General features: G+C 55.9%; 18 protein-coding genes. 5 read left to right on the forward strand and 13 right to left on the reverse strand.

The features are described from left to right. The first annotated feature begins 144 nt into the window (after positions 1 to 144). Both EG886_RS12085 and EG886_RS12090 read left to right on the forward strand, forming a co-directional pair. On the forward strand, positions 145 to 1,671 hold the full coding sequence (locus EG886_RS12085; RefSeq protein ID WP_124728371.1) for a golvesin C-terminal-like domain-containing protein: 1,527 nt from the start codon (positions 145 to 147) through the stop codon (positions 1,669 to 1,671). A 217-nt stretch (positions 1,672 to 1,888) separates the two neighbouring features. Beyond that, entirely contained in the window at positions 1,889 to 2,212 is a 324-nt protein-coding gene (locus EG886_RS12090) for a YolD-like family protein (RefSeq protein WP_124728372.1), read from the forward strand. Positions 2,213 to 2,315: 103 nt separating this feature from the next. On the opposite strand, the gene EG886_RS12095 is transcribed toward EG886_RS12090, so the two are convergent. The 5 genes from EG886_RS12095 to EG886_RS14070 all read right to left on the reverse strand — a co-directional run bounded on the left by EG886_RS12095 (position 2,316) and on the right by EG886_RS14070 (position 9,134). Beyond that, positions 2,316 to 2,882 (reverse strand): GNAT family N-acetyltransferase, encoded by a 567-nt coding sequence (locus EG886_RS12095; protein ID WP_124728373.1) that lies wholly within the window; start codon positions 2,880 to 2,882, stop codon positions 2,316 to 2,318. Next, the gene (locus tag EG886_RS12100; protein WP_124728374.1) at positions 2,879 to 3,427 is read right to left on the reverse strand and encodes a hypothetical protein; all 549 of its coding nucleotides are present in this window, start codon (positions 3,425 to 3,427) and stop codon (positions 2,879 to 2,881) included. The genes EG886_RS12095 and EG886_RS12100 overlap by 4 nt, the downstream gene beginning before the upstream one ends. A 323-nt stretch (positions 3,428 to 3,750) precedes the next feature. After that, the gene (locus tag EG886_RS12105) at positions 3,751 to 7,290 is read right to left on the reverse strand and encodes an efflux RND transporter permease subunit (RefSeq protein ID WP_164491829.1); all 3,540 of its coding nucleotides are present in this window, start codon (positions 7,288 to 7,290) and stop codon (positions 3,751 to 3,753) included. A gap of 1,311 nt (positions 7,291 to 8,601) precedes the next feature. After that, the gene (locus tag EG886_RS13805; protein ID WP_164491831.1) at positions 8,602 to 8,790 is read right to left on the reverse strand and encodes a hypothetical protein; all 189 of its coding nucleotides are present in this window, start codon (positions 8,788 to 8,790) and stop codon (positions 8,602 to 8,604) included. 209 nt (positions 8,791 to 8,999) lie between these two features. Continuing rightward, positions 9,000 to 9,134 (reverse strand): hypothetical protein, encoded by a 135-nt coding sequence (locus tag EG886_RS14070; RefSeq protein ID WP_277423818.1) that lies wholly within the window; start codon positions 9,132 to 9,134, stop codon positions 9,000 to 9,002. 2,263 nt (positions 9,135 to 11,397) lie between these two features. Here EG886_RS14070 and EG886_RS12115 point away from each other — a divergent pair. Further along, positions 11,398 to 11,802, forward strand: a complete 405-nt coding sequence (locus EG886_RS12115) for a GNAT family N-acetyltransferase (protein ID WP_124728377.1) — start codon at positions 11,398 to 11,400, stop codon at positions 11,800 to 11,802. A gap of 860 nt (positions 11,803 to 12,662) precedes the next feature. Here EG886_RS12115 and EG886_RS12120 read toward each other — a convergent pair. Genes EG886_RS12120 through lgt form a run of 3 tightly spaced genes read right to left on the reverse strand, consistent with a single transcriptional unit; the run spans position 12,663 to position 14,820 of the window. After that, on the reverse strand, positions 12,663 to 13,148 hold the full coding sequence (locus tag EG886_RS12120; RefSeq protein ID WP_124728378.1) for an acyltransferase: 486 nt from the start codon (positions 13,146 to 13,148) through the stop codon (positions 12,663 to 12,665). A 2-nt stretch (positions 13,149 to 13,150) separates the two neighbouring features. Then, positions 13,151 to 13,801: a pyrophosphatase PpaX gene (gene ppaX / locus EG886_RS12125; protein WP_124728379.1), complete on the reverse strand. Its 651-nt coding sequence runs from the start codon at positions 13,799 to 13,801 to the stop codon at positions 13,151 to 13,153. Then, complete coding sequence (gene lgt / locus EG886_RS12130) at positions 13,798 to 14,820, reverse strand: prolipoprotein diacylglyceryl transferase (RefSeq protein WP_124728380.1); 1,023 nt, start codon at positions 14,818 to 14,820, stop codon at positions 13,798 to 13,800. Before lgt ends, ppaX begins: the two co-directional genes overlap by 4 nt. 358 nt (positions 14,821 to 15,178) lie before the next feature. Between lgt and EG886_RS12135 the strand changes: the two genes are divergently transcribed. Further along, a complete protein-coding gene (locus EG886_RS12135; protein ID WP_124728381.1) occupies positions 15,179 to 15,394 on the forward strand; it encodes a hypothetical protein in 216 nt (71 codons plus the stop codon). Positions 15,395 to 15,436: 42 nt separating this feature from the next. Here the strand turns inward: EG886_RS12135 and hprK are convergent, their stop codons facing one another. The 4 genes from hprK to EG886_RS12155 form a co-directional block, all read right to left on the reverse strand. Continuing rightward, the gene (hprK, locus tag EG886_RS12140) at positions 15,437 to 16,366 is read right to left on the reverse strand and encodes an HPr(Ser) kinase/phosphatase (protein WP_124728382.1); all 930 of its coding nucleotides are present in this window, start codon (positions 16,364 to 16,366) and stop codon (positions 15,437 to 15,439) included. Positions 16,367 to 16,429: 63 nt separating this feature from the next. Further along, on the reverse strand, positions 16,430 to 17,539 hold the full coding sequence (locus EG886_RS12145) for an ABC transporter ATP-binding protein (protein WP_124728383.1): 1,110 nt from the start codon (positions 17,537 to 17,539) through the stop codon (positions 16,430 to 16,432). A gap of 106 nt (positions 17,540 to 17,645) precedes the next feature. Continuing rightward, positions 17,646 to 18,659: a PucR family transcriptional regulator gene (locus EG886_RS12150; protein ID WP_124728384.1), complete on the reverse strand. Its 1,014-nt coding sequence runs from the start codon at positions 18,657 to 18,659 to the stop codon at positions 17,646 to 17,648. Between the two features lie 73 nt (positions 18,660 to 18,732). Continuing rightward, a complete protein-coding gene (locus EG886_RS12155) occupies positions 18,733 to 19,068 on the reverse strand; it encodes a phage holin family protein (protein ID WP_124728385.1) in 336 nt (111 codons plus the stop codon). 372 nt (positions 19,069 to 19,440) lie between these two features. Here EG886_RS12155 and EG886_RS12160 point away from each other — a divergent pair, with 372 nt between their 5' ends. Next, entirely contained in the window at positions 19,441 to 20,055 is a 615-nt protein-coding gene (locus tag EG886_RS12160; RefSeq protein WP_164491833.1) for a class D sortase, read from the forward strand. A gap of 75 nt (positions 20,056 to 20,130) precedes the next feature. Here the strand turns inward: EG886_RS12160 and EG886_RS12165 are convergent, their stop codons facing one another. Further along, positions 20,131 to 21,117 (reverse strand): ABC transporter ATP-binding protein, encoded by a 987-nt coding sequence (locus EG886_RS12165; RefSeq protein WP_124728387.1) that lies wholly within the window; start codon positions 21,115 to 21,117, stop codon positions 20,131 to 20,133. Positions 21,118 to 21,128 lie beyond the last annotated feature (11 nt).

Raw genomic sequence — 21,128 nt, forward strand, 5'->3', positions numbered from 1 at the left:
GCTGAAAAACCCTGCTTTTGGACCGTTTTTCGGAGAAACAACCTTTTTTTCCCGGCAATCTGTCACCGCAAATCATAGGATTCCCGAAATAATAATGTTATAATTATTAATATACAGAATATTTTTCAACGAAGGAGGCATTTCATGAACAGACACGCTTGGCTGTGGGCTGCCCTGTTCGCCCTGTTGGCTCAGGTCTTCTTCGCGGTTCCGGGATTGGCCGCTCCGGAACGATCCGAAGTGAAGCCGGCAACCAATGAAGGCGTGCTCCTTATGAGCTTCCGGGAAGCCGCGGCCGAGTCCGGAGTTCCGGTGGAAATCCTGATGGCCGTCGGATACGCGGAAAGCCGTTGGAAGGATCATGAAGGAAAGCCCAGCCAGATGAACGGCTACGGGATCATGCATCTGGCGGACAACCCTGCCAACCGCTCGCTGGAAAGAGCCGAACAACTCCTCGGTGTACCGAGGGAAAAACTGAAGACGGACATTCCGCTCAACATCCGGGGAGCCGCCGCCGTGCTCCGGGAGATCGCCCTGCGTGAAAACAACGGCCGCCTCCCGAAGGATTTGGGTGACTGGTACGTTCCCGTCGCCAAATACAGCGGACTCTCCGACCTGCCGGCCAAATGGTACGCCGATGAAGTGTTCAAGATCATCGAGCGGGGAGCGCAACGCACCCTCGACGGCGAAACCGTGATCTTGCCTCCCACCCCCGTCACTCCTCGCCGCGGAATCTATGAAAACGTCGAAGATCCTCTTTCTCTCGCCACTCCGGATTATCCCGGTGCCCGTTGGGTCCCCGCTTCCTCCTCCAACTATACGGTTGCCAACCGCGAGGCGGACGGCAATTCCATCGATTACGTCATCATTCACGTCACGCAAGGCTCCTACTCCTCCGCCATCAACTGGTTCCAGAATCCCTCCGCCAAAGTGAGCGCCCATTACGTGATCCGTTCCAGTGACGGCCAGATCACGCAAATGGTGCAGAACAAGGACATCGCCTGGCATGCCGGCAACTGGAACTACAACGTCCATTCCATCGGCATCGAACACGAAGGATATGTCAGCGATCCCGCCTGGTTCACCGATGCCATGTACCGCGCCTCGGCCAACCTGACCCGTTGGCTCTGCGACCGGTACGGCATTCCCAAAACGCGGTCCCGCATCATCGGGCACAATGAAGTTCCGGGAGCCACCCACACCGACCCCGGCACCCATTGGGACTGGAACTACTACATGTCCCTGGTGAACCAGTCGGCATCCTCGGAGATCATCGTGGACAATGCCACCTCCGGCCGGTTCTCCGCCAGTGCCAACTGGCAAACCGCCACTTGGAACACCCAGAAATACGGAGCCGACTACCGCTTCACCAATCCGGAACCGGTGAGCGATCCCGCCTGGTGGAAAGTGAACGTGCCGGCTTCCGGTGCCTACGACATCTACGCCTGGTGGCCGGCCAACAGCGGGTACAATTCCAACGTTCCCTACGTGATCAAAACCACATCCGGCTTTCAGTACGTCCACGTCAATCAGCAGCAGAACGGAGGCAAGTGGAATTTCCTCGGCACCTTCAACCTTAATGCCGGCGATGACTGGGTGGTGGGAGTGTCCCGCTGGACAAGCGCCTCCGGTTACATCATGGCTGACGCGGTGAAGCTGGTCCGACGATGAAGGTCACCGGGCCGCAGAGCAGGCGGCCCGGTCGCTCGTCTTCGCCACGCGCGGCCATCGCCCGGACATCGGCGTTGCGGCCCCCTTGTAACCCATGATGGTTTCCTTGCTCTTTTGTTCAACTCCTCGACAAAATCAGCCAAAGTTTTCGTCATTGCCTCCCTTGATTGCGAACACTTGTTCGTGTAAGATCGATAGCAAGAGGAGGCGATGTCCCATGTCATGGCACCATGAAAGCCGCTGGCTGGAAGAAAACCGGCTGTTTCTCCCGTTGTTGCTGGAGTCCGGGAACAAGCGGAAGTCTTCGTGGCGTCCGCCCCGGCTGAGCGACGGGCAGCTTGAATACCTGAGCTTCCTGCTGGAAGAAGCCCATGAACTGAACCGCCCCGTGATCGTCACGTTCGCCGGACGAAGATCCCCGCTGCAGTTCTGCGGACGGGTGACCCGCATACAGCCGTACGAAGGCTGGTTTGTCATCGCCAACGGCGAACTGAAAAAACTGATTCACTACCGGCAATTGATCGACGTGTATTGGATGTGATCCGTGGCGGGATCCCCGGGAAACCACCGGACGGATTCCCGCATGAAACAAGGCTCCTCCGGAATGGAGGAGCCTTTTGCACGTGGCGCGAAAACCGCGATCCTCAAAAATTCGCTTCTTCCTTCAACAGAGAAAACATGAGATGGTCTTCCCATCGTCCTTGGATCAGGATGTTTTTGCGGGCCACACCTTCCCGGACAAAACCCGCTCGTTCCAGCACCCGGACGGACGCGGTGTTGCGGGGCATCACGCCCGCTTCGATCCGGTGAATGCCCAGTTCGTCAAACGCATACCGGCAAGCCAGCCGGACCGCTTCCGACACGAGCCCCCGGCCCGTCTGACGTTCATCGAGATAATAGCCCAGAATGCAGGAGGAAAAAGGAATCCCCCGAATGTTGGCCAGCATGAGGCAACCGGCCAAGGTTCCTTCCTCCCGGAGGAAGATCCCGAATTGCAACCGCTTTCCCTGCTTCTGCTCTTCTTCGATCCGTTGCAGAATCTCCGTTTGCTTCTCCAGGGTGAAGTACGAATCGTCCGGCTGCGGCATCGTCGGGATGAAAAAGTCCCGGTTGCGCACGAGCAACTCCCACACGTCCCGGGCATCCTCCACGCCGAGGGGACGCATGATGATCCTGGTTCCCTCCAGGACCGGTTCCCGGGTTGGCGTCACAGCTCCGCACCTCCGTCATCTTCGCCGGCCATCACGAGGAATTCCGTCTCCCCGTCCTCCCCGTCTTCGGAGGGACGGTCCGTCCGGACGCGCGTCCAGTACCGTTCCTCTTCCGGCACTTGTTCCAGGAAATCACAGTACTCGCCGATCCAGCGGTCGGGGACATACCGCTCGAAAAAATGACGCTCCGGATGCCGGGAGATGAGCACTTGCCGGTCGAAATCAATGAGCAGCGACGGCTCCCATCCGGACAGGTCCTGCCAACCGGAAGCCAACGCCTCTTCCATCCACAACGTCAGTTCTTCGCCGTTGATTTGCTGTTCCCGGACGTACTCCAGGAACAGATCCACCGTCTCCTCGTCCAGCACGGGGATGCCGAACCGGTCCACCTCCGCATCGGGAGCCATGTGTTCAAACTCGGAATCCACGTATGCCTGAGCCCATTTGGGATAATCCATCACCCACAGCTCTTTTTCCGTCACATACCACTGCCATTCTCCACTCCGAATCACGCCGACCACGATGTGTCTACGGACCTCTTCCATGTTGCATCGCATCCATTCTTTCTGTCACCGACTCCTTTGGGAGCCGGGAGTGATTGCCCACGCGAAACAAAGATTGGCGGAAAGCGATTCCCGAAAAGGCCGGCGGCCTCCTCGGGAAGAACCCTCTTGATTCGCTGCATCTTCAACCATTATACAAAAAAGATTCCCCGGCGAACCAGGAACGGGAACTTCGACAACGTACGGGTCCGCCGGAAGGATCCGCGGTGAATCCATCGGAATTCCTTGTGCGTTCCGAATCGCTTGTCACGGTTCCCATTCCCCGAATCACCGGGGAACACACCTGTTTTTCCTTGACGATTCCGTTACACGTGGTTGGGAATGTTCGCCTTTCCTGTCACTTTCTCCTGAATCCGGACCATGATGGCGTACATGATCGGGACGATGAACAGGGTCAGCAGGGTGGAAGAGGCGAGACCCCCGATCACCACGACGGCCAGTCCTTGGGAAATCAGGGTCCCTTCACCGTATCCCAATCCCAGCGGCAGCAGGGCGAAAATGGTGGCGAGCGCCGTCATGAGAATCGGACGCAAACGGGTTCCGGCCGCCTCGATGAGCGCCTCGCGCACGGTCATGCCCCGCGCACGCATCTGCTGGACACGGTCGATCAGCACGATCGCGTTCGTCACGACGATTCCGATCAGCATCAGGAATCCGATCATGGAAGAGACGCTGATCGGCTGTCCTGCGATCAACAGTCCCACCAGTCCCCCGATCAGCGCGAACGGCAGGGAGAACATGATGGTAAACGGTGCGGTCGCTTCCCCGAACGCGATGATCATCACGATGTACACCGCCGCCACGGCCACCACCATGGCCACTCCCAGCTGCTCGAAGCTCTTGTTCATCTCTTCGGTGTCACCGCCCATGGTGACCTCGATGCCCTCGGGAATGTCCATGGCGTCAATGACTTTGCGGACTTTGGCGGACACGGCACCGGTGTCTTTGACGGTGATCGCGGCGGTCACGTTGGCGTACGGACGGGCATTCTCCTTCTGGATGGTGACCGGTCCTTTCTCCTGTTTGACCGTGGCAATGTCACCCAGCTTCACCATCTTGCCGGTCGCCGTGAGAATGTCCACTTTTTTCAGAGCCTCGACGGTGTTCAGGTTGAGATCGTCTTCCGCCAGCCCCAGTTTCACTTCCTGGGTACGGTTGCCGTGGTCGATCTCCAAAATCTTGTCGGCTTCCAGCAAACCGCGGACGGTGAATGCCACCTGTTGCGCCACCAGCCCGTGACGGGCCGCTTTGGCATCATCCACCGTAATGGTCACCTTGTCCTTCTGGGCGCTCAGGTTGTTGCTGACGTTGGTCAGACCCTCCACGGTTTTCACCTTTTCGGTGAGCTCTTCGGTGACCCGTTTGACGTCTTCCCGCTTCTCTCCTTTGATGATGACGGAGATGCCGCTGGTGGGCGGTCCCACGCTGGTCACTTCATTGACCGCCACTTCCCCTTCTTTGCCGATCGGTGCCAGTTCCCGACGGAAATCTTCCAGGATGCGTTCCATGTCCGTCGACGGGGAGAGACCCACGAAAATCGTGGCGCGGTTGGAACTTCCGATGCTTCCGTCATTCATCAGCTGGCCGCGCAGGTTGCCGACCGAGGAAGAGATCACTTCCACTTCCTTGTGTTTTCTGACGATGTCCTCGATTTTCTTCGTCACTTCATCCGTTTTCGACAACTCGGTGCCGGAAGGCATCTTCAGGCTGATGCGCACCGCTTTGTCCTTTTCCGCCGGCAGGAAGCTGGTTCCCACGAGCGGAATCAAGCCCAGGCTGCCCACCAAGAGCAGCACGGATGCCGTCAACACCAAGCCTTTTCTGTCCAGTGCCCAGGCCAGCGCCTTGCGGTACCGCTGACCCATGCGGCTTTCGTTGTGCTCCGCCCGCATCGGCGTTTTTCTCAGGAGCATCAGGCGGGCCAACACGGGAACAATGGTGACGGCGACGACCAGCGAGCACAGCAGGGAAACGGCCACGGTCAGGGCGAACGGCGTGAACACTTTGCCCACGATGCCGTCCACGAAGGCCAGCGGCACGAAGACGGCCACGGTGGTCAGCGTGGACGACGTGATGGCCGAAGCCACTTCTTTGGTGGCCATCCGGATCAGTTCGCTGTCCCGCTTCGGATTTTTCATCAGATGGCGGTAAATGTTCTCAATGACCACGATGCTGTCGTCCACCACGCGACCGATCGCCACGGCCAAGCCGCCCAGCGTCATCACGTTCAGGGTGATGTCCGTTTGTCCCAGAATGGCCAGGGTCGCCATCACCGACACCGGGATGGACACGATCGAAATCAGCGTGGTCCGGAAATTGCGCAGGAACAGCAGGATGATCACCGAGGCGAACAGCGCTCCCAGCGCACCCTCACGCACCATGGAATGCACGGACGCTTTCACGCTCTTGGACGAGTCGAACAGGGTGAGAATGTTCACAAGCGAAGCGTGGTCCTTCTCAAGAGCGGCCACTTTTTCCCGCACCTTGTCCGCCACTTCCACGAGGTTGGCATCCGGATCCTTCACGATGTCAATGTTCACGGACGTCTTGCCGTCCGTCCGGGTCACCAGCGTGCCTTCCCCCGCCGATTCGGTGATGGAGGCCAGCTCGGACAGCTTCACCGTCTGGATCTCCACTTCCTTCACTTTGGGGGCCGGAGCTTTGGCCGCCCCGGATTTCGGCGCAGGCGCCGAAGGCATTTTCATCGAATTTCCGGCCGAGCCTTTCGGCAACTTGCTCTGCATTTTCCGCAGTTCATCCGCCATGACTTTCAACACTTGCTGCTTGGCGGCGATGCTTCCCTTCAGCTTGGCCGCTTCCGCCTGCAAGGCCGGATCATCCGGATTTTGCTGCAGTTTGGCGGTCACTTCGTTCAGCGCCAGCAGTTCCCCGACCAACTGGGCCTGAATCAACTGCGCCTGCTGGAGGGCTTGCCCCAGGCCTCCGACCGCCTGGCCGAGTCCTCCCATGGCCTGCCCCATGCCGCTGACCGCCTGACCGAGACCCCCGACGGCCTGCCCGAGTCCGCCGACGGCTTCACCCAATCCCTGGAATCCCTTGCCGATTTCCTTGAAGGCATCTTCAAAGCCCTCGGCCGGATTCACGGGAACCGTGATCTCATAATTTTTCAGATCATCCACGTTGCGAATTTTCTGCTCGATGCGAACCGGCATATCCACCCGGTCCACCGTCAGATCTCCCACCGGCAGCGAGAGATTGGCGCTCATCAGCGCCTGTTGGACCTGTTGGGCGGAGAGATTGTACTTTTTCAGCTTGTCGGGTTTCAGGCGAATGTAGACTGCCTTGTCGCCTTCCCCCTTGATCTGCACTTCCCCCACACCGTTCACGGACTCCAGCGCGGGCCGTGCCACGTCTTCCGCCCAGCGCTCCAGCTCGGACGGTCCCATCTTGGAGCTGGTGACGGCCATGCTCACCACGGGAAGCGTATTGAACCCGAACCGGTTAAACATGGGATCCATGGCGCCTTCCGGCAGATTCAACCGGTTGATGGCATCCTCCATCTCCTGTTGCGCCTTGTCAAGATCCGTATCAAATTCCATCTCGGCCACAATCACCGACGTGCTGTCGGCCGAAATCGAAGTGACCTTTTTCATGCCCTTGATCCCCTGGATCGCCTTTTCAATGGGCTGGGTCACCTTGTCGTCAATGTCTTCCGGCGATGCCCCCGGATACGGCGTGATGGCAACCACCACCGGGAAACTGATGTCCGGCATGGCTTCCATCTTCAACTGCGACGCAGTGTACACCCCTCCCCCCGTCACCAGAATGACGAGGATCAGAATGGCCGCCACGTTGCGCAGCGAAAAACGGGTCAACCAGTTCAATGGCCGCAACCTCCTTTACGCAACGGAAAATTTGCAGCACCGTCTCCCGAAAGATCCCCGAGAAACCAATATATGGACGATCCGACCCAAAAAAGGGATTCACCCCTCCCGAACCGGATCCGCCATCGCTGTGCCCTTCACATGCAAATCCCCGTTTTTCCCAACACAAACCAAGTGTATGAAAAATAGTTAATCACATCAACTAATTGGCTGTGACGTCTTTATGGACAAAACATGACCAACCGTTCAGCAGGTGGGGGGCATGTGCACAAAAAAAGCGCTGAGTCCGGTGGATTTACATGTACAAAAAAGCCTCTCCGCTTTGGAGAGGGTTTTGCTGGAAAAGGGAGATGCAGGGATTTTGATGATTCCAATAGCAGGGTTTCGATTTGCATTCAGTTCCACCATGGATGCAACCCAAACTTTCAACATGCTCTACCTTCAAGTCATGTTCGGCTTTCAATTCCACCATGGATGCAACCCAAACCCCATTGTGAACACCAGACAAATCAAGACTTTTTCATTATACCAAACCCCCAAAAAGTCTGTGAACCGGGAGTCCTGCAAAAACCCCGGGAGGTTCACAGACTTAGATTCACTATTCAGAAAAAATACCCTTCTGTCACTGACCTGGTGCTCCTCACACCAATAAAAGCCGGTGCCCTCCCCTGTGAGTGCCTTTGCCATTGCAACGAAATGAGCGGGGAATGGCTTCCGGCGGTCTCCCTCACACAATACCCGCCATGGATCCAACTCAACCGTGGACCCCAACGACGAAATGGCCGCGTTTTTCTGACACACAATACCACCATGGATCCAACTCAACCCCCATTGTGAACACCAGGTAAATCAAGGCTTCTTCGTTATATCAAACCTCAAAAAAGTCTGTGAACCGGGAGTCCTGCACAAACTCCGGGAGATTCACAGACTTCGGGTCAAACTCACCACTTTGTTCAGCCAGACATCTTCATACACAACAAAACAAATAAAACTATGCGTGCTTCTCACCTGTGTTAAAACAACTTGTCCAACAAGGTTTTGATTTTCTCCCAGTCAGAAGGGTGACACTTGCCCATATACCTGTGAAATGCTCTGATCGGAGCATAATCAATTTTGGAAACACGTGCGGTCGTGGGAACGATCAGTCCATATTCTTCCCACCCTTCGAGAACGAAATCAAACTTGTTCCTTGGCGGGCGTGAGGTGCAATGAACGATGATCGCGGAGTTGTCGATATACTTTCCCACAATAATGGCCGGCCGCACTTTCATTTCCCATTTTTCCTGCCCATTTCCCGATCCTTTCGAATTTTCAAACGCGACGCGAACCAACCAAATGGCCCCTTGAGAGAATTTGCTCATAGATGTCGTCTTCCGGATACCATTCGTCTTCTGTGATGTGAATCGCGTCTTTCGGCTGTTGGTCATTCGGGAGAAATTTGGTTTGATCCAAACGGCGTCCTTCAAGCCAATCATCCATACGCCGTTTCAATATTTTCATTGTACCAGCTCCCGGAGCTGACGGAATTCTTATTTCTATTATAAAGCATCCGGATTGATTTTTACACCTCCTGTCCGCTTTTTTACAGAAAAGAAAAGGCCCGACAGGCCTCTGTGGCAATCCATTTTTCAGTGATTCGCTTCAATTATGTAATGATCTCGTCAGCAAGAGACGGGACCCGTCGCCACGGGTCCCGTCTTGACCGAATATTACTTGGGGCCGTTCCGATCTCCGTGGTTGCGGTCGGACTTTCCTTTTTCCAGCCAGTACACCAGCAGGACTTGACTCAGGATTTCAAACCAGTCTTTGGCCTCCTGGTATACCTCCAGAATCAGGTCCCACACAATCCTCACTCCCTTTCCTGTCACTGCTTGAACAGCAGCTACTTCGCTCATGCACATTTCGGGACAAAGCCTGATGTGCATAAGCAATCACCCACCGGATAAGCGAAAGTAGCGATCTGGATGCGTGACAGGAAGAGGAGTCATGATGCGGGTGTTTGAAAAGCCGACCTTTGTCGCGTCTCGCAATTGAAATTATATCATAAAATCTGAATACACAGTATAGTCGGTGCCTTTTACTCCCAGAATGACCAGCAAAGCAGTCTATTTTCTCAGAATCCCCAATCTCAATCCGAAACAATTTGATTTTTACTCCGGCGAACATGAAATCACAATTGCCCAATTTGGGCGAGAATCCCCGGGAAAATATGAAATTGATAAAAAAATCGGATTCGGAAAATGGGACAATAAATTTCATGTAACTTATTGATATGAAAATGATATTGCATTATACTGTAACTGAGTGAAGAAATTCAGCAAATTCTGTTTTCGGTGTGTATCATACGGATCACCAAGCACTCCTTGGAAAGGATCCGTATTTACATGCGGTTTGTTGTTTCCATTTTTCAAAAATGAGCACGAAGCCTTCTCCCCGGGAGACTCGGTGCTCCAGTGCGGTTTGCTTTCACCTCAAGTAATGTTGCGGCCATTACTTGAGGAAGTCGTTGATCATCACCACAAGATCAATGAGTTGGATAACATGGGTGGCCTTCAGCGCGGTGAGCCATCCATGTTTTCTTTTTGCTTTGACTTTTTCGGCCACCGTTATCCCCCCTTTTTTTTCGGAATAAAAAGGGAGATGCAAACCGCCCATCTTTCTTTCAATTTTTTAAACACGGAATTTTTCGTTTTTTTCGGGAATGATAAGTTTTTCACTTATTCGGGCCCATCGACAGATCTGCTTTCAACCCCTGCAAAGGGAAGTGGCTGATTCTTTAACAATCAGACATCGGACAGGTATTTGGTGATGCTCCGTTTCTTGACGCAAAAAGCAAATGTACATTTGGTATGATTTCACCTATTTTCAGGATACAACAAAAGAATCAGAGGCGCAATATTTTGTTGTGAAGTTTTTTAATTTTCACTAACTTTCAATCGAATTTCGGTTGGATTGCTTTATATTTCTTTGGTTTATTTATATCCGTTGACGGGCCGATTCAAACAAACCGGGCACCATTTGGCTCCCCTGGAGCTGTCACGCTGCCGCTTCAATGAATGCACATAATAAGAGAGGAATGCAAAATCGCATGCCTCTCATTTTTTGGAATCTTTAGTTGGTGCGAACATCAGCTCTCCAAGACGGAGAGGCTTTGTGTTCACCAGGGATTAGCTTGAACACCCAGTCCGGGAAGCAACCGGTGGAACTGACGCGGCACTTTCAGTTCCATCCTGAATGCACCTCTAATTTTGTTTGAGAACAAGATTGTTCGTGATCTTGGTTTTAATTCCAGCATGGATCCAACTCAAACCATTTTTCCGTGTAAGAAATTTTGGATTGCCAATGCCCTTTCAATTCCACTATGGATTCAATTCAAACCCAATAGGCTGGCCAAACCTTAGGCCCTTTAATTCCACTATGGATCCAACCAAACGGTTGGGGCGTTTCTGTATGGGAAGATGGTGTATTTCTTTCAATCTGAGTGAACAAAACAGTGAGGTATGTTCAATGACTCGTGCGATGAAAACGGTAATTGAGAGACTGAAAAACGATCTGATGTTTGCGACCGAGTATCTGAACGATCCGCGATCCGCTCTTCAAGGATATGACTTGGCACGCGAAAAATATCAGGCATTGATTGCACGGAGTAACTATTATGACTTTATCTCAAGGGCGTATAAAGTCGCCCAGGGAGTCAGGCCAACTGTCTCTGAATTGGTAACCATCTTTCAGGAAAAGGGGATGAAGAACCCAGGCTCCAATGCGATGCTTTAATATTTTGACTCGTTACGAGGGCAAACCGATTTTCAAGGAGGGCATTAATTATTTTCCACCTTTAAATCCTGTGCCGGGGCATGACATATATTCCATTGGGGCCATTTTGTATACGCTTCTCTCCGTTAGCCTACTTAAACTTTTTGAAGATCATCAGAAAGGAGTTCAACAATCGAAACCTTCAAAAAGCATGGGAACGATCAGAGTTGCCGAGTGATGTCCCGTCCAGGTTTATAGAGATCCAGGAAAAATGCCTTTGTTCTGATTGCCGAAAACGATATCGTCGGGTTGATCATTGGAGAGACCCGAGGTTTTTGCAGGGGAGTTGATGATATGCGATATACTACTTCGCTTGAAGGAATTCTTCCTGAGCACTTGGATGGAGGTTTTTTTGACGGATGGCCAAACAAGCCAACTCCCGAAGTCCATTTGAAAATCCTTCGAGGAAGCTGGAAAGTGGTATTGGCAGTCGATGAAGATTCCGGGAAAGTGGCGGGTTTCATCAATGCCGTCAGTCGCATTTTGTCGGCGTACATCCCCTTGCTCGAGGTATTGCCGCAGTATCGAAACCGGGGAATCGGAACGCAATTGGTCCAACTCATGCTGGATGAGCTGAACATGCTTTACATGGTGGATTTGTTGTGTGATGAATCGTTGCGGCCGTTTTACGAAAAACTGGGGATGAAACCGGCAACGGGCATGATGATTCGAAATTACAAGCGACAATCTGGCATATAGAAGGTTTGCGCCGCAAACTATCTATGCCGAAAGGAGAGGGGAACCCCCTCTCTTTTATTTTACCTGACAGGAAAGCTGATCCTCCCGACGATCTGGAAGGCGGGACGGAACCACAGGGTAGATTCCACATCCCAGCCGACGAAGAAACCATATCGGTTTTCCCGGATCCCGTGATCCGTGAGATGCAGCGCGTCCCAGTCCCGGCTGAGACGTTCGAAATCCAACGTGGGAAGGATTTCGCTGGTCAGCCGATACTCGTCGAATCCACTATGGATTCAACTCAAACGCTTCAAACGGAAATGAACCACCACGGGAAAATCCCTTTCAATTCCACCATGGATCCAACTCAAACGGACCTTTCCCACACGGTTCGGCAGAAACTGAAGCTCTTTCAATTCCACCATGGATCCAACTCAAACCCTATTGTGAACGTCAGACAAATCAAGGCTTTTCCATTATACCAAACCCCAAAAAAGTCTGTGAACCGGGAATCCTGCAAAAACCCCGGGAGGTTCACAGACTTCGATTCAATATTCAGAAAGGATACCTATAGGTCAAGATAGAGGAGGCTTCACACCAATGATAAAGCCGGGGCCATTCCCCGCGAGTGCCTTTGCCATTGCAACGAAACGAGCGGGGAATGGATTCCGGCAACTCCCACCCCCAATGAAAAGCCGGATCCCTCCCCTGCAAGTGCCTTTGCCATCGCAACGAAACGAACAGGGGAAGGATTCCGGCAACTCCCCACGCACAATGAAAAGCCGAAGCCATTCCCTGCGAGTGCCTTTGCCATCGCAACGAAACGAGCAGGGGAGGGCTCCGGCCATCTGATCGTATCACCAGCAGGGGGAAGCCCGGCTTCATTCCCCTCTCCGAATCACCCTCGCCGGATTTCCCGCCGCAAACGCCCCTGCCGGAATGTCTTTGGTGACGACGGATCCGGCACCGACCACGACCCGGTCGCCGATGACGACGCCGGGCAGAATGGTGGTGTTGGCCCCGATCATCACTTCATCCCCGATCACCACGTCCCCCAGCCGGTATTCATCGATCAGGTACTCGTGGGTGAGGATGGTGGTGTTGTAGCCGATGATGGTGTTCCGGCCGATGCGGATGCGCTCGGGATACAGGATGTCCATCATCACCATGAACGCCACGGCCGTTTGTTCTCCCACTTTCATGCCCAACAGCCGCCGGTACATCCAGCGCTTGAGCGGCATGAACGGGACATACCGGGCGAGCACGATCACTAGGGTGTTTTTCAGCACCTTCAAAAACGGGACCGTCCGGTAGATCTGCCACAGGGAATTGCTGCCGGAGACGGGATGGCGCTCGACTCTTCTCACCGTCATCCCCCGTTTCGATCCACGCCCGCCACGTCGAGCAGATCCCGCATGTCTTGGAGGAAATGATCCGGCTCGTACTTGGGAAGCTCTTCGGCATGCAGGCTCCAGGCGACGGCCGCCGAACGCACCCCCGCCCGCCGGGCGGCGATCAGGTCATACCGGCTGTCTCCCACCATCAGGGTCTCTTCCGGTTTTGCGCCGAGCTGCTCCATGGCGTACAGGATCATGTCCGGTTCCGGTTTTCCTTTGAGTCCGTCCCCGAAGCACACCACGGTGTCCATGTAGCGGTCCAGTCCGAACAGTTTGAGCCCCATGTCGACCACCATGCGCCGTTTGTTGGAGACGATGCCCATCACCACCCCGGCCTTGTGAAGAGCCTCCAGGGTCTCCGTCACGTGGGGAAACTCTTTCACGAACCGGTCATGGTTGGCTTCGTTGTGGACATGGTAGGTCTTCACCATGTCCTCCGCTTGGCTCTCGTCAAAGCGGCGCATCTGATCGATCAGCGGCTCTCCCATGATGGCCAGCACGTCCTCGCGCGTGTACCGGCCCGGGCAATGGGTTTCCAGCGTGTGCATGAACGATTGCAGGATCAGCTCGTTGGTGTCGATCAAGGTTCCGTCGAGATCAAACAGGATGACCCGGTACTTCAAGATGGTTCCTCCCCTGTGTTTGCCGCTTTGTGTTTCCCGCTCGCGACTTCTTTCGCTTTGTTCTCTTCCGTCTCGTCCGTCGATGCGTCCGCCGCCTCTTCGCTCTCTTCTTCAAGCACAACATCGTCGGGCACATCCGCGTATCTGACGATCGCATCCTTCTTGGTTCGGCGAATCACGATCAAGACGATTCCCAACAGGACCAGCAGCACGCTGACCAGCTGGGCCGTCCGGATGTTGCCGCCCTCGAGCACACCGGGTTCGAAGAGGAGGTTCATCGGTGACCACAATGCGGCCAGGAGTCCCTCCAACCACGTCGGACCGTTGAAGGCCAGGCTGTCCGTCCGGAGTCCCTCGATGAAAAATCGACCGAGCGAATACCAGGCGAGATACGAGAAGAACATCTCCCCTCGCAAGGGATTGAGCCTCCGCAGGCCGAGCAAAAGGAGAAAGCCCGTCAGGTTCCAGAGCGATTCGTACAGGAAGGTGGGATGATGGTACGCGCCGCCGATGTTCATCTGCTCGATGATCCAGTCGGGTAGGGCGAGACCTTCCAAAAACTCACGGCTCACTTCTCCGCCGTGCGCTTCCTGGTTGACGAAATTGCCCCAGCGGCCGATCGCTTGTCCGAGAATGATGCTCGGTGCGGCGATGTCGGCCATCATCAGGAAGGGCAGCCGGTGCTTCCTCACGTACAGCCAACCGGCGAGAAACGCACCGAGCAATCCTCCGTGGATGGCCAGTCCTCCCTTCCAGATCGCCGGGATGTCCGCGGGATGAACCGCGTAATACTCCCACTCGAACGCAACGTACCAAAGCCGGGCACCGATGATGGCGGAAGGAAGGACCCAGATCATCATGTCCAGAAACGTGTCCCCGTGCATTCCCAGCCGTTCCGTCTCACGGGTGGCGAGCCACAGTCCGAGCAACGCGGCCGTTCCCAGAATGACGCCGTACCAGTGCACCGAAAGCGGCCCGAGCTTGAATGCCACCGGATCGATGGCCAGTAGGTGATGCATGCGTGTGTTCCTCCCTCTTTGTGCCAGAAAATTTTCGGGAAAATCGCCGGGAAATGATGGCCCGGGAAAACGCAAAAAAACGATCACGAAGGATGACAACCCTCATGTTCCGGTTTGCGCCGCAACCTGCCCGCGACCCCTTGTCCGCTTTTCACGGACGGGCGGAAAGTTGCGGCGATCCCGCCGGTTCATTCGGGGGCGGCATCCGCTCACGACCCCATTGTACCCCAAAAAATTTCCGCTGAAAAACGCGCTTTTCATTCCTTTTAAAAATAATTTTCTGAATAGTATCAAGGAGATAGACACGAAATATCAGATTCATTACAATAATGTATACAAATGGACGGAGGGATTTCTGTTGATCGCCATCCAGCTTTCGGATGAATACCGTCTCGCGAAACGTTACGATTGCATGGAATGCGGCCTTGAAGACGGCATGTTGGTGATCGGAAACCGGGGATATTGCGCCACCCCGGGCTGTGTCCATCACGAACCGATTCAGTTCGTCTGTTTTCCTCACTGGAGAAAACCGAAAGCCAGCCGGGCAAACCGGGAAATCTTCCTGAACGGTTGAAAGCCCCTTCCGAACCTGCGTCGGGAGGGGCTTTCGTTTGGCTCAGTCATCATCCGATTCTTCCATCGCTTCGCTCAGCTTCAACGTGAATTGCTGGGCCGCGTTGTATCCGAGCCGCTTCAGCCGGAAGTTCATCGCAGCCACTTCGATGATCACCGCCAGATTTCGTCCGGGGCGAACGGGAATGGTCAGTCTCGGAAGCTCGGTGTCCAGGATGCGGATCTTTTCCTCATCCAGACCCAACCGGTCGTATTGCCGCTTCTCCTGCCAGGCTTCCAGATGGATGACCAGGGAGATTTTCTTTTTGTCCCGGACGGCACCCGCCCCGAACAGGGTCATCACGTTGATGATGCCCAGACCGCGGATCTCGAGCAGATAGCGGATCAGTTCGGGGGCATGTCCCGTCAGGGATTCGCCCGTCTGGGTGATCTCCACGGCGTCGTCGGCCACCAGCCGGTGTCCGCGCTTCACCAGTTCCAGAGCCGTCTCGCTCTTGCCGATGCCGCTTTTGCCGGTGATCAGCACGCCGATGCCGTAGACATCGACCAGCACGCCGTGAACGGTGGTGCTGGGCGCCAGATGACGCTCCAGCCAGTTGGTCACTTTGCTGGCGAATTTGGTGGTGGACAGGGACGTGCGCAGGACGGGCACCTTCTTTTCCTCGGATGCCTGGACCAGCTCTTCGGGCACCTCCAGTCCACGCGTCACCACGAAACAGGGGATTTCCGGATGACAGAGCCGTCTGAGCCGGACATCGCGAAGTCCGGGGGTGAGCTCCTCGATGAAGGAAAGCTCGGTCTTGCCCAACAGCTGCACGCGCTCCACCGGATGAAATGTGAAAAAACCGGCCAGTTCCAGTCCGGGCCGGTACATGTCCGCCACCGTGATCTCCCGTTCCAGCTGATCCCACCCGGAGATCACTTCCAGATCAAAACGGCGCACCAATTCCTTCAGCGTCACTTTTTTGCTCATGATCCCGATTCTCCATGACCCCCGACTCCGGGATGGGCCCGGGGCCGGGGATCGGCGTTTTTCTCACAATACCGTAAGTTCCGTTTCCTTGTCAAAGATGTGGCATTTGTTCATGTCGAGCGCCAGCTTCAGCTCCATGCCGGGGCCGTAGAGGGTCCGTGCGTTGACCCGGGCGGTGAGCCATTTGTCGCCGAATCCGTGGACGTAGAGATACATCTCCGATCCCATGTTTTCGGCCACTTCCACTTTGGCGTCGAACACGCTGTCCGGAGAAGCCTCGATGAAGGCCGGTTCGTCATGGACCGCTTCCGGACGGATGCCGAAGATGACTTCCTTGCCAACGACCTCTTTTTCACGCAGCGTGCGGGCGCGGCCGGCTGGGATTTTCACCTTGGCTCCCTGCGTTTGGAAGTACACGTCTCCGCCTTCCTCGATCAGTTGCCCTTCGACGAAGTTCATCGACGGGGATCCGATGAATCCGGCGACGAACATGTTGGCCGGCTTGTTGTAGATGTCCGTCGGGGTGGCCACTTGCTGCACCACGCCGTCCTTCATGACGACGATCCGGTCGCCCATCGTCATGGCCTCGGTCTGGTCGTGGGTGACGTAGATGACGGTGGTGTTCAGCCGTTGATGCAGTTTGCTGATCTCGGTGCGCATTTGCACGCGGAGCTTGGCATCCAGGTTGGACAGCGGTTCGTCCATCAGGAAGACTTGGGGCTCACGGACGATGGCGCGACCCAGGGCCACGCGTTGCCGCTGACCGCCGGACAGCTGCTTCGGCTTGCGCTCCAGCAGGTGTTCGATGTCCAGGATTTTGGCCGCTTCCTTGACGCGTTTGTCGATTTCATCCTTCTTGAACTTGCGCAGTTTCAGACCGAACGCCATGTTTTCATAAACCGTCATGTGCGGATAGAGGGCATAACTCTGGAACACCATGGCAATGTCCCTGTCTTTGGGCGGAACGTCGTTGACCATCTTGTCCCCGATCCAGATCTCTCCCTCGGAGATTTCCTCCAACCCCGCCACCATCCGCAGCGTGGTCGATTTCCCGCAACCGGACGGACCGACGAGCACGATGAATTCCCGGTCTTGGATGTCCAGATGAAAATCTTTGACGGCGGTCACGTTGCCGTACCGTTTGTAGACGTGATTCAGCTTGACCTGTGCCAAGGGGATTCCCTCCCGAATTCATGATCCGCATGAGTGCTTGCAACTGCATTGTACCGGTTTTCCCGGATGTGGCGCCATGTGCGGGCTGCACAAAAAAGAAGGCGGATCATTGCACAGGTTGTCCAAACCCGCCGTCCCGGTCCCCGCCTTCGGCCCGGAGCAGCAGCAACCACAACTTGGCGACGACCGCATCGTCAAAGGAGCGCACGTCCAGCCCGGTCTCCTGGCGAAAGCGCTCCAGCCGGTACAGCAGCGTGTTCCGGTGCACGAACAGGTTGCGCGCGGCTTCACTCACGTTGAGGTCATGCCGGAACAAGGTCTCGAGCGTCCGGTCCAACCCGGGAATCACCTCGACCGTTTCCGGGGGGAACCGCCGGAGGAAGGCACGCACCGCATCGGGCGGCAGGGAAGCGACCAATTTTTCCGTTTCCCACTCCCACATGCCGGTCACGGCCCGCGGTCCGGAAAACCTGTCGGAAAGACCGGGCAACCTTCCCAGTTCCGCCAGCAGCTCTCCTGCTTCTTCCGCGGAAGAGACCGGCGGGGACACGAACAGGCGCACGCGCCTGCCCGCTTCGCTGGTCACCGCTTCCGCCCATCCCTCCGCCGCCTGGATCAGCGATTGCCGCAGCGAACCGTCTCTGTCCTCCCCGGCTTCGACCAGCACCGACACCGGCACCATCAGGACCCGCAGAGACTCCCCGGCGGAAACGATCCAGGGATCCCCTTCCGCGAAATACGCCCGGGCCACTTCCGCCAGATCTTCGTCGAAGCGGTTAGACACCGATCCGTGAATTTTCATCAATAGGATCACCCGCCGGTTCCAGGGGCGCGCCCGGAACTCGGAAGAGGGAGGGACCGGGCGGCCGGCCAGACATTGCTTCACCCATTCGGCAAACGCATCTCCGGCCGTTTCCGGGGCATCGATGCCGGCTTCCAACAGCCAGGCCAACATGTTCCGTTCCCGGTCGGTCAGGGGTTCTTCCGCGCGCACGAACGCCCCCGAAGGCAGACGAAACAAGGAGGTTTCTTCTTTTCCGCCGGCCCGTTCCGCCGGACGGAGCCGGATGCCGAGGCGGCGGTGGATCCGTTTCAGCCATTCCCGTTCCGTACCCGTCATGAATGTTTCTCCGTCCTTTCCAGTCACGCGAAAAAGCGGCGCTTCCCCGTCCGGGAGCGCGCCGCGGAAAAAATCAGTCCGTGAACAGTTCGGACAACCATGCGGCCCCCGCCACAACCAGCCCGCCGAGGAAGGCCGCGATGAATCCGTTCACCTCAAAACCGTTCACGAACACGCTGGCCAACCAGAACAGAAACGCGTTGATCACCAGCGTGAACAGTCCCAGCGTCAAAATGGTGATCGGCAGCGCGAGCAACTTCAGGACCGGCCGCACCACCAGGTTGATCAGGCCGAGAACCACGGCCGCGACAAACGCCGTCTTCCAACTGTCCACCTCAATCCCCGGAATGAACCGGGAAGCGAGAACCACCGCCACCGTCGTGGCGACGAGTCGGATCAGAATGCCCATCCGAGTGAATCTCTCCTTTGCTGTGTGGTTTGACGCATGATGAGTCCGGTCAGAAACGATTCCTCCTGAATGTTGCGGCGATTCGTGTGCGGGCTCACTGTTTCTCTTTCCGCTGCGGAGGCGATTCAAACACGAATTTTCGCGCCGGGCCATGTTCACCCGTTTCTCATTCATTATAAATTTTGGACAAACCGGAGGGCAAACAGCCGGAAAGAGCCCGTCGGGGAAAAGTATCCGGGCAGCATGACACAAAACGGGAGCCGGATGCGAATATATGATGACAGGAGAAGGATTCCGGGAGATCCTGAAGAAAAGGGAACTGGAATATACCGGCAACCGTCGTTGCTGACAGGGTGGAGGAGAGTTGACGCGATGATCCGGAAAATCGCCTGGCTCCTGATCGCGATCGGAGTCGTGATGTTCGGCTACAATGCCCTGGAATGGTGGGGACAGGCCAGCATCGCCATCATCGACCCCAAAACGGCCGTGGCCATTTCGGACCAATGGGATGACACCACCCCTCTCCCCATGTTGGAAGAAGGGATCAAGCAAAACCTGCCCGAAGCGAAACGCGGCGAAAAAGTGGGAGAAGTGATCCTGCCCCGCATGGGCGCCATTCTTCCCATCGTGCGCGGCACGGATGAAAAATCGCTCAAAAAAGGCGTCGGCCTCTACGAAGGACACGGAACGGTCAAGCCGGGAGAAACCGGACACGTGGTTCTGTCCGGCCATCGCGACACCGTGTTCCGGGGACTCGACAAGCTGAAACCCGGGGACAAAATCTTCGTCAAGTACGGAACGAAACTGTTCACCTACCAATTCCGCAAATCCTGGATCACTCATCCGGATGACCGGACGGTGATCGTTCCCCATGAACAACCGGTGTTGTCCCTGACCACCTGCTATCCGTTCGACTATGTCGGGGACGCTCCGGAACGGTACATCATCCGGGCGGAACTGGTCAAAGCGGAAGACGCCCGGGACTGACGGACGGATGCATGCACGAAACGGCGCGGGTCGATGGAAACCCGCGCCGTTTTTTGTCCCCCGATCCGGAACGGCTCATCGGATTGAGCCCGCTTCTTGCTGATAAATCCTCCGGATGATTTCCTCGATGTCCGGTTCCTCCATGCGAATGTCCACGATTTCCCCCCACTGCCCCACCGCTTTCAGAATGCGGGGAGCCGGGATTTTGGCCCGGTCATACCAGACGGTGACCCGATGGTCGGTCACTTCCACTTTTTCGGCCGATGCCAGGGACTTGACGGAGGGAGGCATCCGGAAATCGGCCCGGACCGCACTGGGAAGTCCGATCATGGCCCGCAGTTCTTCCATCTTTCCGTCCAGGAGAATCGTTCCGTGATGAATGACGATCACCCGCTCGCACAGAGCCTCGATGTCATCCATGTCATGCGTGGTGAGCAAAATGGTCCGTTTGTCCCTCTCCCGCGTCTCCCGCAAGAATTCCCGGATCCGCTTCTTGGCCACCACGTCCAGCCCGATGGTCGGCTCGTCCAGCAGCAGGACGGGCGGGTCGTGCAAGAGCGAAGCGGCCAGATCAGCCCGCATCCGCTGCCCCAACGACAGCTTCCGGACCGGTGTCTCGAGGAACTCACCGATGCCCAGCAATGCATCGTATTTCTCCAGAAATCTTTTGTACGACGGCTCATCCACCTTGTACATCCGGCGAAGAATTTCGTAGGAATCGCGGAGAGGCAGATCCCACCACAGCTGCGTGCGCTGGCCGAACACGATTCCGAACAATCGCGCCAACTTGCGGCGGTCTCTTTGCGGATCGAGTCCCTGAATGCGAACCGTTCCCGACGTGGGATGCAGAATGCCGGCCAACATCTTGATCGTGGTCGATTTGCCGGCGCCATTGGGACCGATGTATCCGACACATTCCCCCCGTCCGATGCGAAAAGAAATGCCGCTGACCGCCCGTTTCACTTCCGCATCCCCGGAAAACAGCGCGCGAAACGCCCCGATCACCCCGCTTCCGGACCGGCGGATCCGGAATTCCTTGACGAGGTTGTTCACTTCGATCATCCCTGTTCACC

Source organism: Staphylospora marina, assembly GCF_003856495.1.
Taxonomy (GTDB): domain Bacteria; phylum Bacillota; class Bacilli; order Thermoactinomycetales; family Thermoactinomycetaceae; genus Staphylospora; species Staphylospora marina.

What these genes read in the sequence shown, in the direction of transcription:
- lgt (WP_124728380.1), bottom strand. Translation starts at nt 14,820, where the DNA reads ATGCATCACCTACTGGCCATCGATCCGGTGGCATTCAAGCTCGGGCCG.
- EG886_RS12160 (WP_164491833.1), top strand. Translation starts at nt 19,441, where the DNA reads ATGATCCGGAAAATCGCCTGGCTCCTGATCGCGATCGGAGTCGTGATG.
- EG886_RS12115 (WP_124728377.1), top strand. Translation starts at nt 11,398, where the DNA reads ATGCGATATACTACTTCGCTTGAAGGAATTCTTCCTGAGCACTTGGAT.
- hprK (WP_124728382.1), bottom strand. Translation starts at nt 16,366, where the DNA reads ATGAGCAAAAAAGTGACGCTGAAGGAATTGGTGCGCCGTTTTGATCTG.
- EG886_RS12150 (WP_124728384.1), bottom strand. Translation starts at nt 18,659, where the DNA reads ATGACGGGTACGGAACGGGAATGGCTGAAACGGATCCACCGCCGCCTC.
- EG886_RS12155 (WP_124728385.1), bottom strand. Translation starts at nt 19,068, where the DNA reads ATGGGCATTCTGATCCGACTCGTCGCCACGACGGTGGCGGTGGTTCTC.
- EG886_RS12100 (WP_124728374.1), bottom strand. Translation starts at nt 3,427, where the DNA reads ATGGAAGAGGTCCGTAGACACATCGTGGTCGGCGTGATTCGGAGTGGA.
- EG886_RS12165 (WP_124728387.1), bottom strand. Translation starts at nt 21,117, where the DNA reads ATGATCGAAGTGAACAACCTCGTCAAGGAATTCCGGATCCGCCGGTCC.
- EG886_RS12090 (WP_124728372.1), top strand. Translation starts at nt 1,889, where the DNA reads ATGTCATGGCACCATGAAAGCCGCTGGCTGGAAGAAAACCGGCTGTTT.
- EG886_RS12085 (WP_124728371.1), top strand. Translation starts at nt 145, where the DNA reads ATGAACAGACACGCTTGGCTGTGGGCTGCCCTGTTCGCCCTGTTGGCT.
- EG886_RS13805 (WP_164491831.1), bottom strand. Translation starts at nt 8,790, where the DNA reads ATGAAAATATTGAAACGGCGTATGGATGATTGGCTTGAAGGACGCCGT.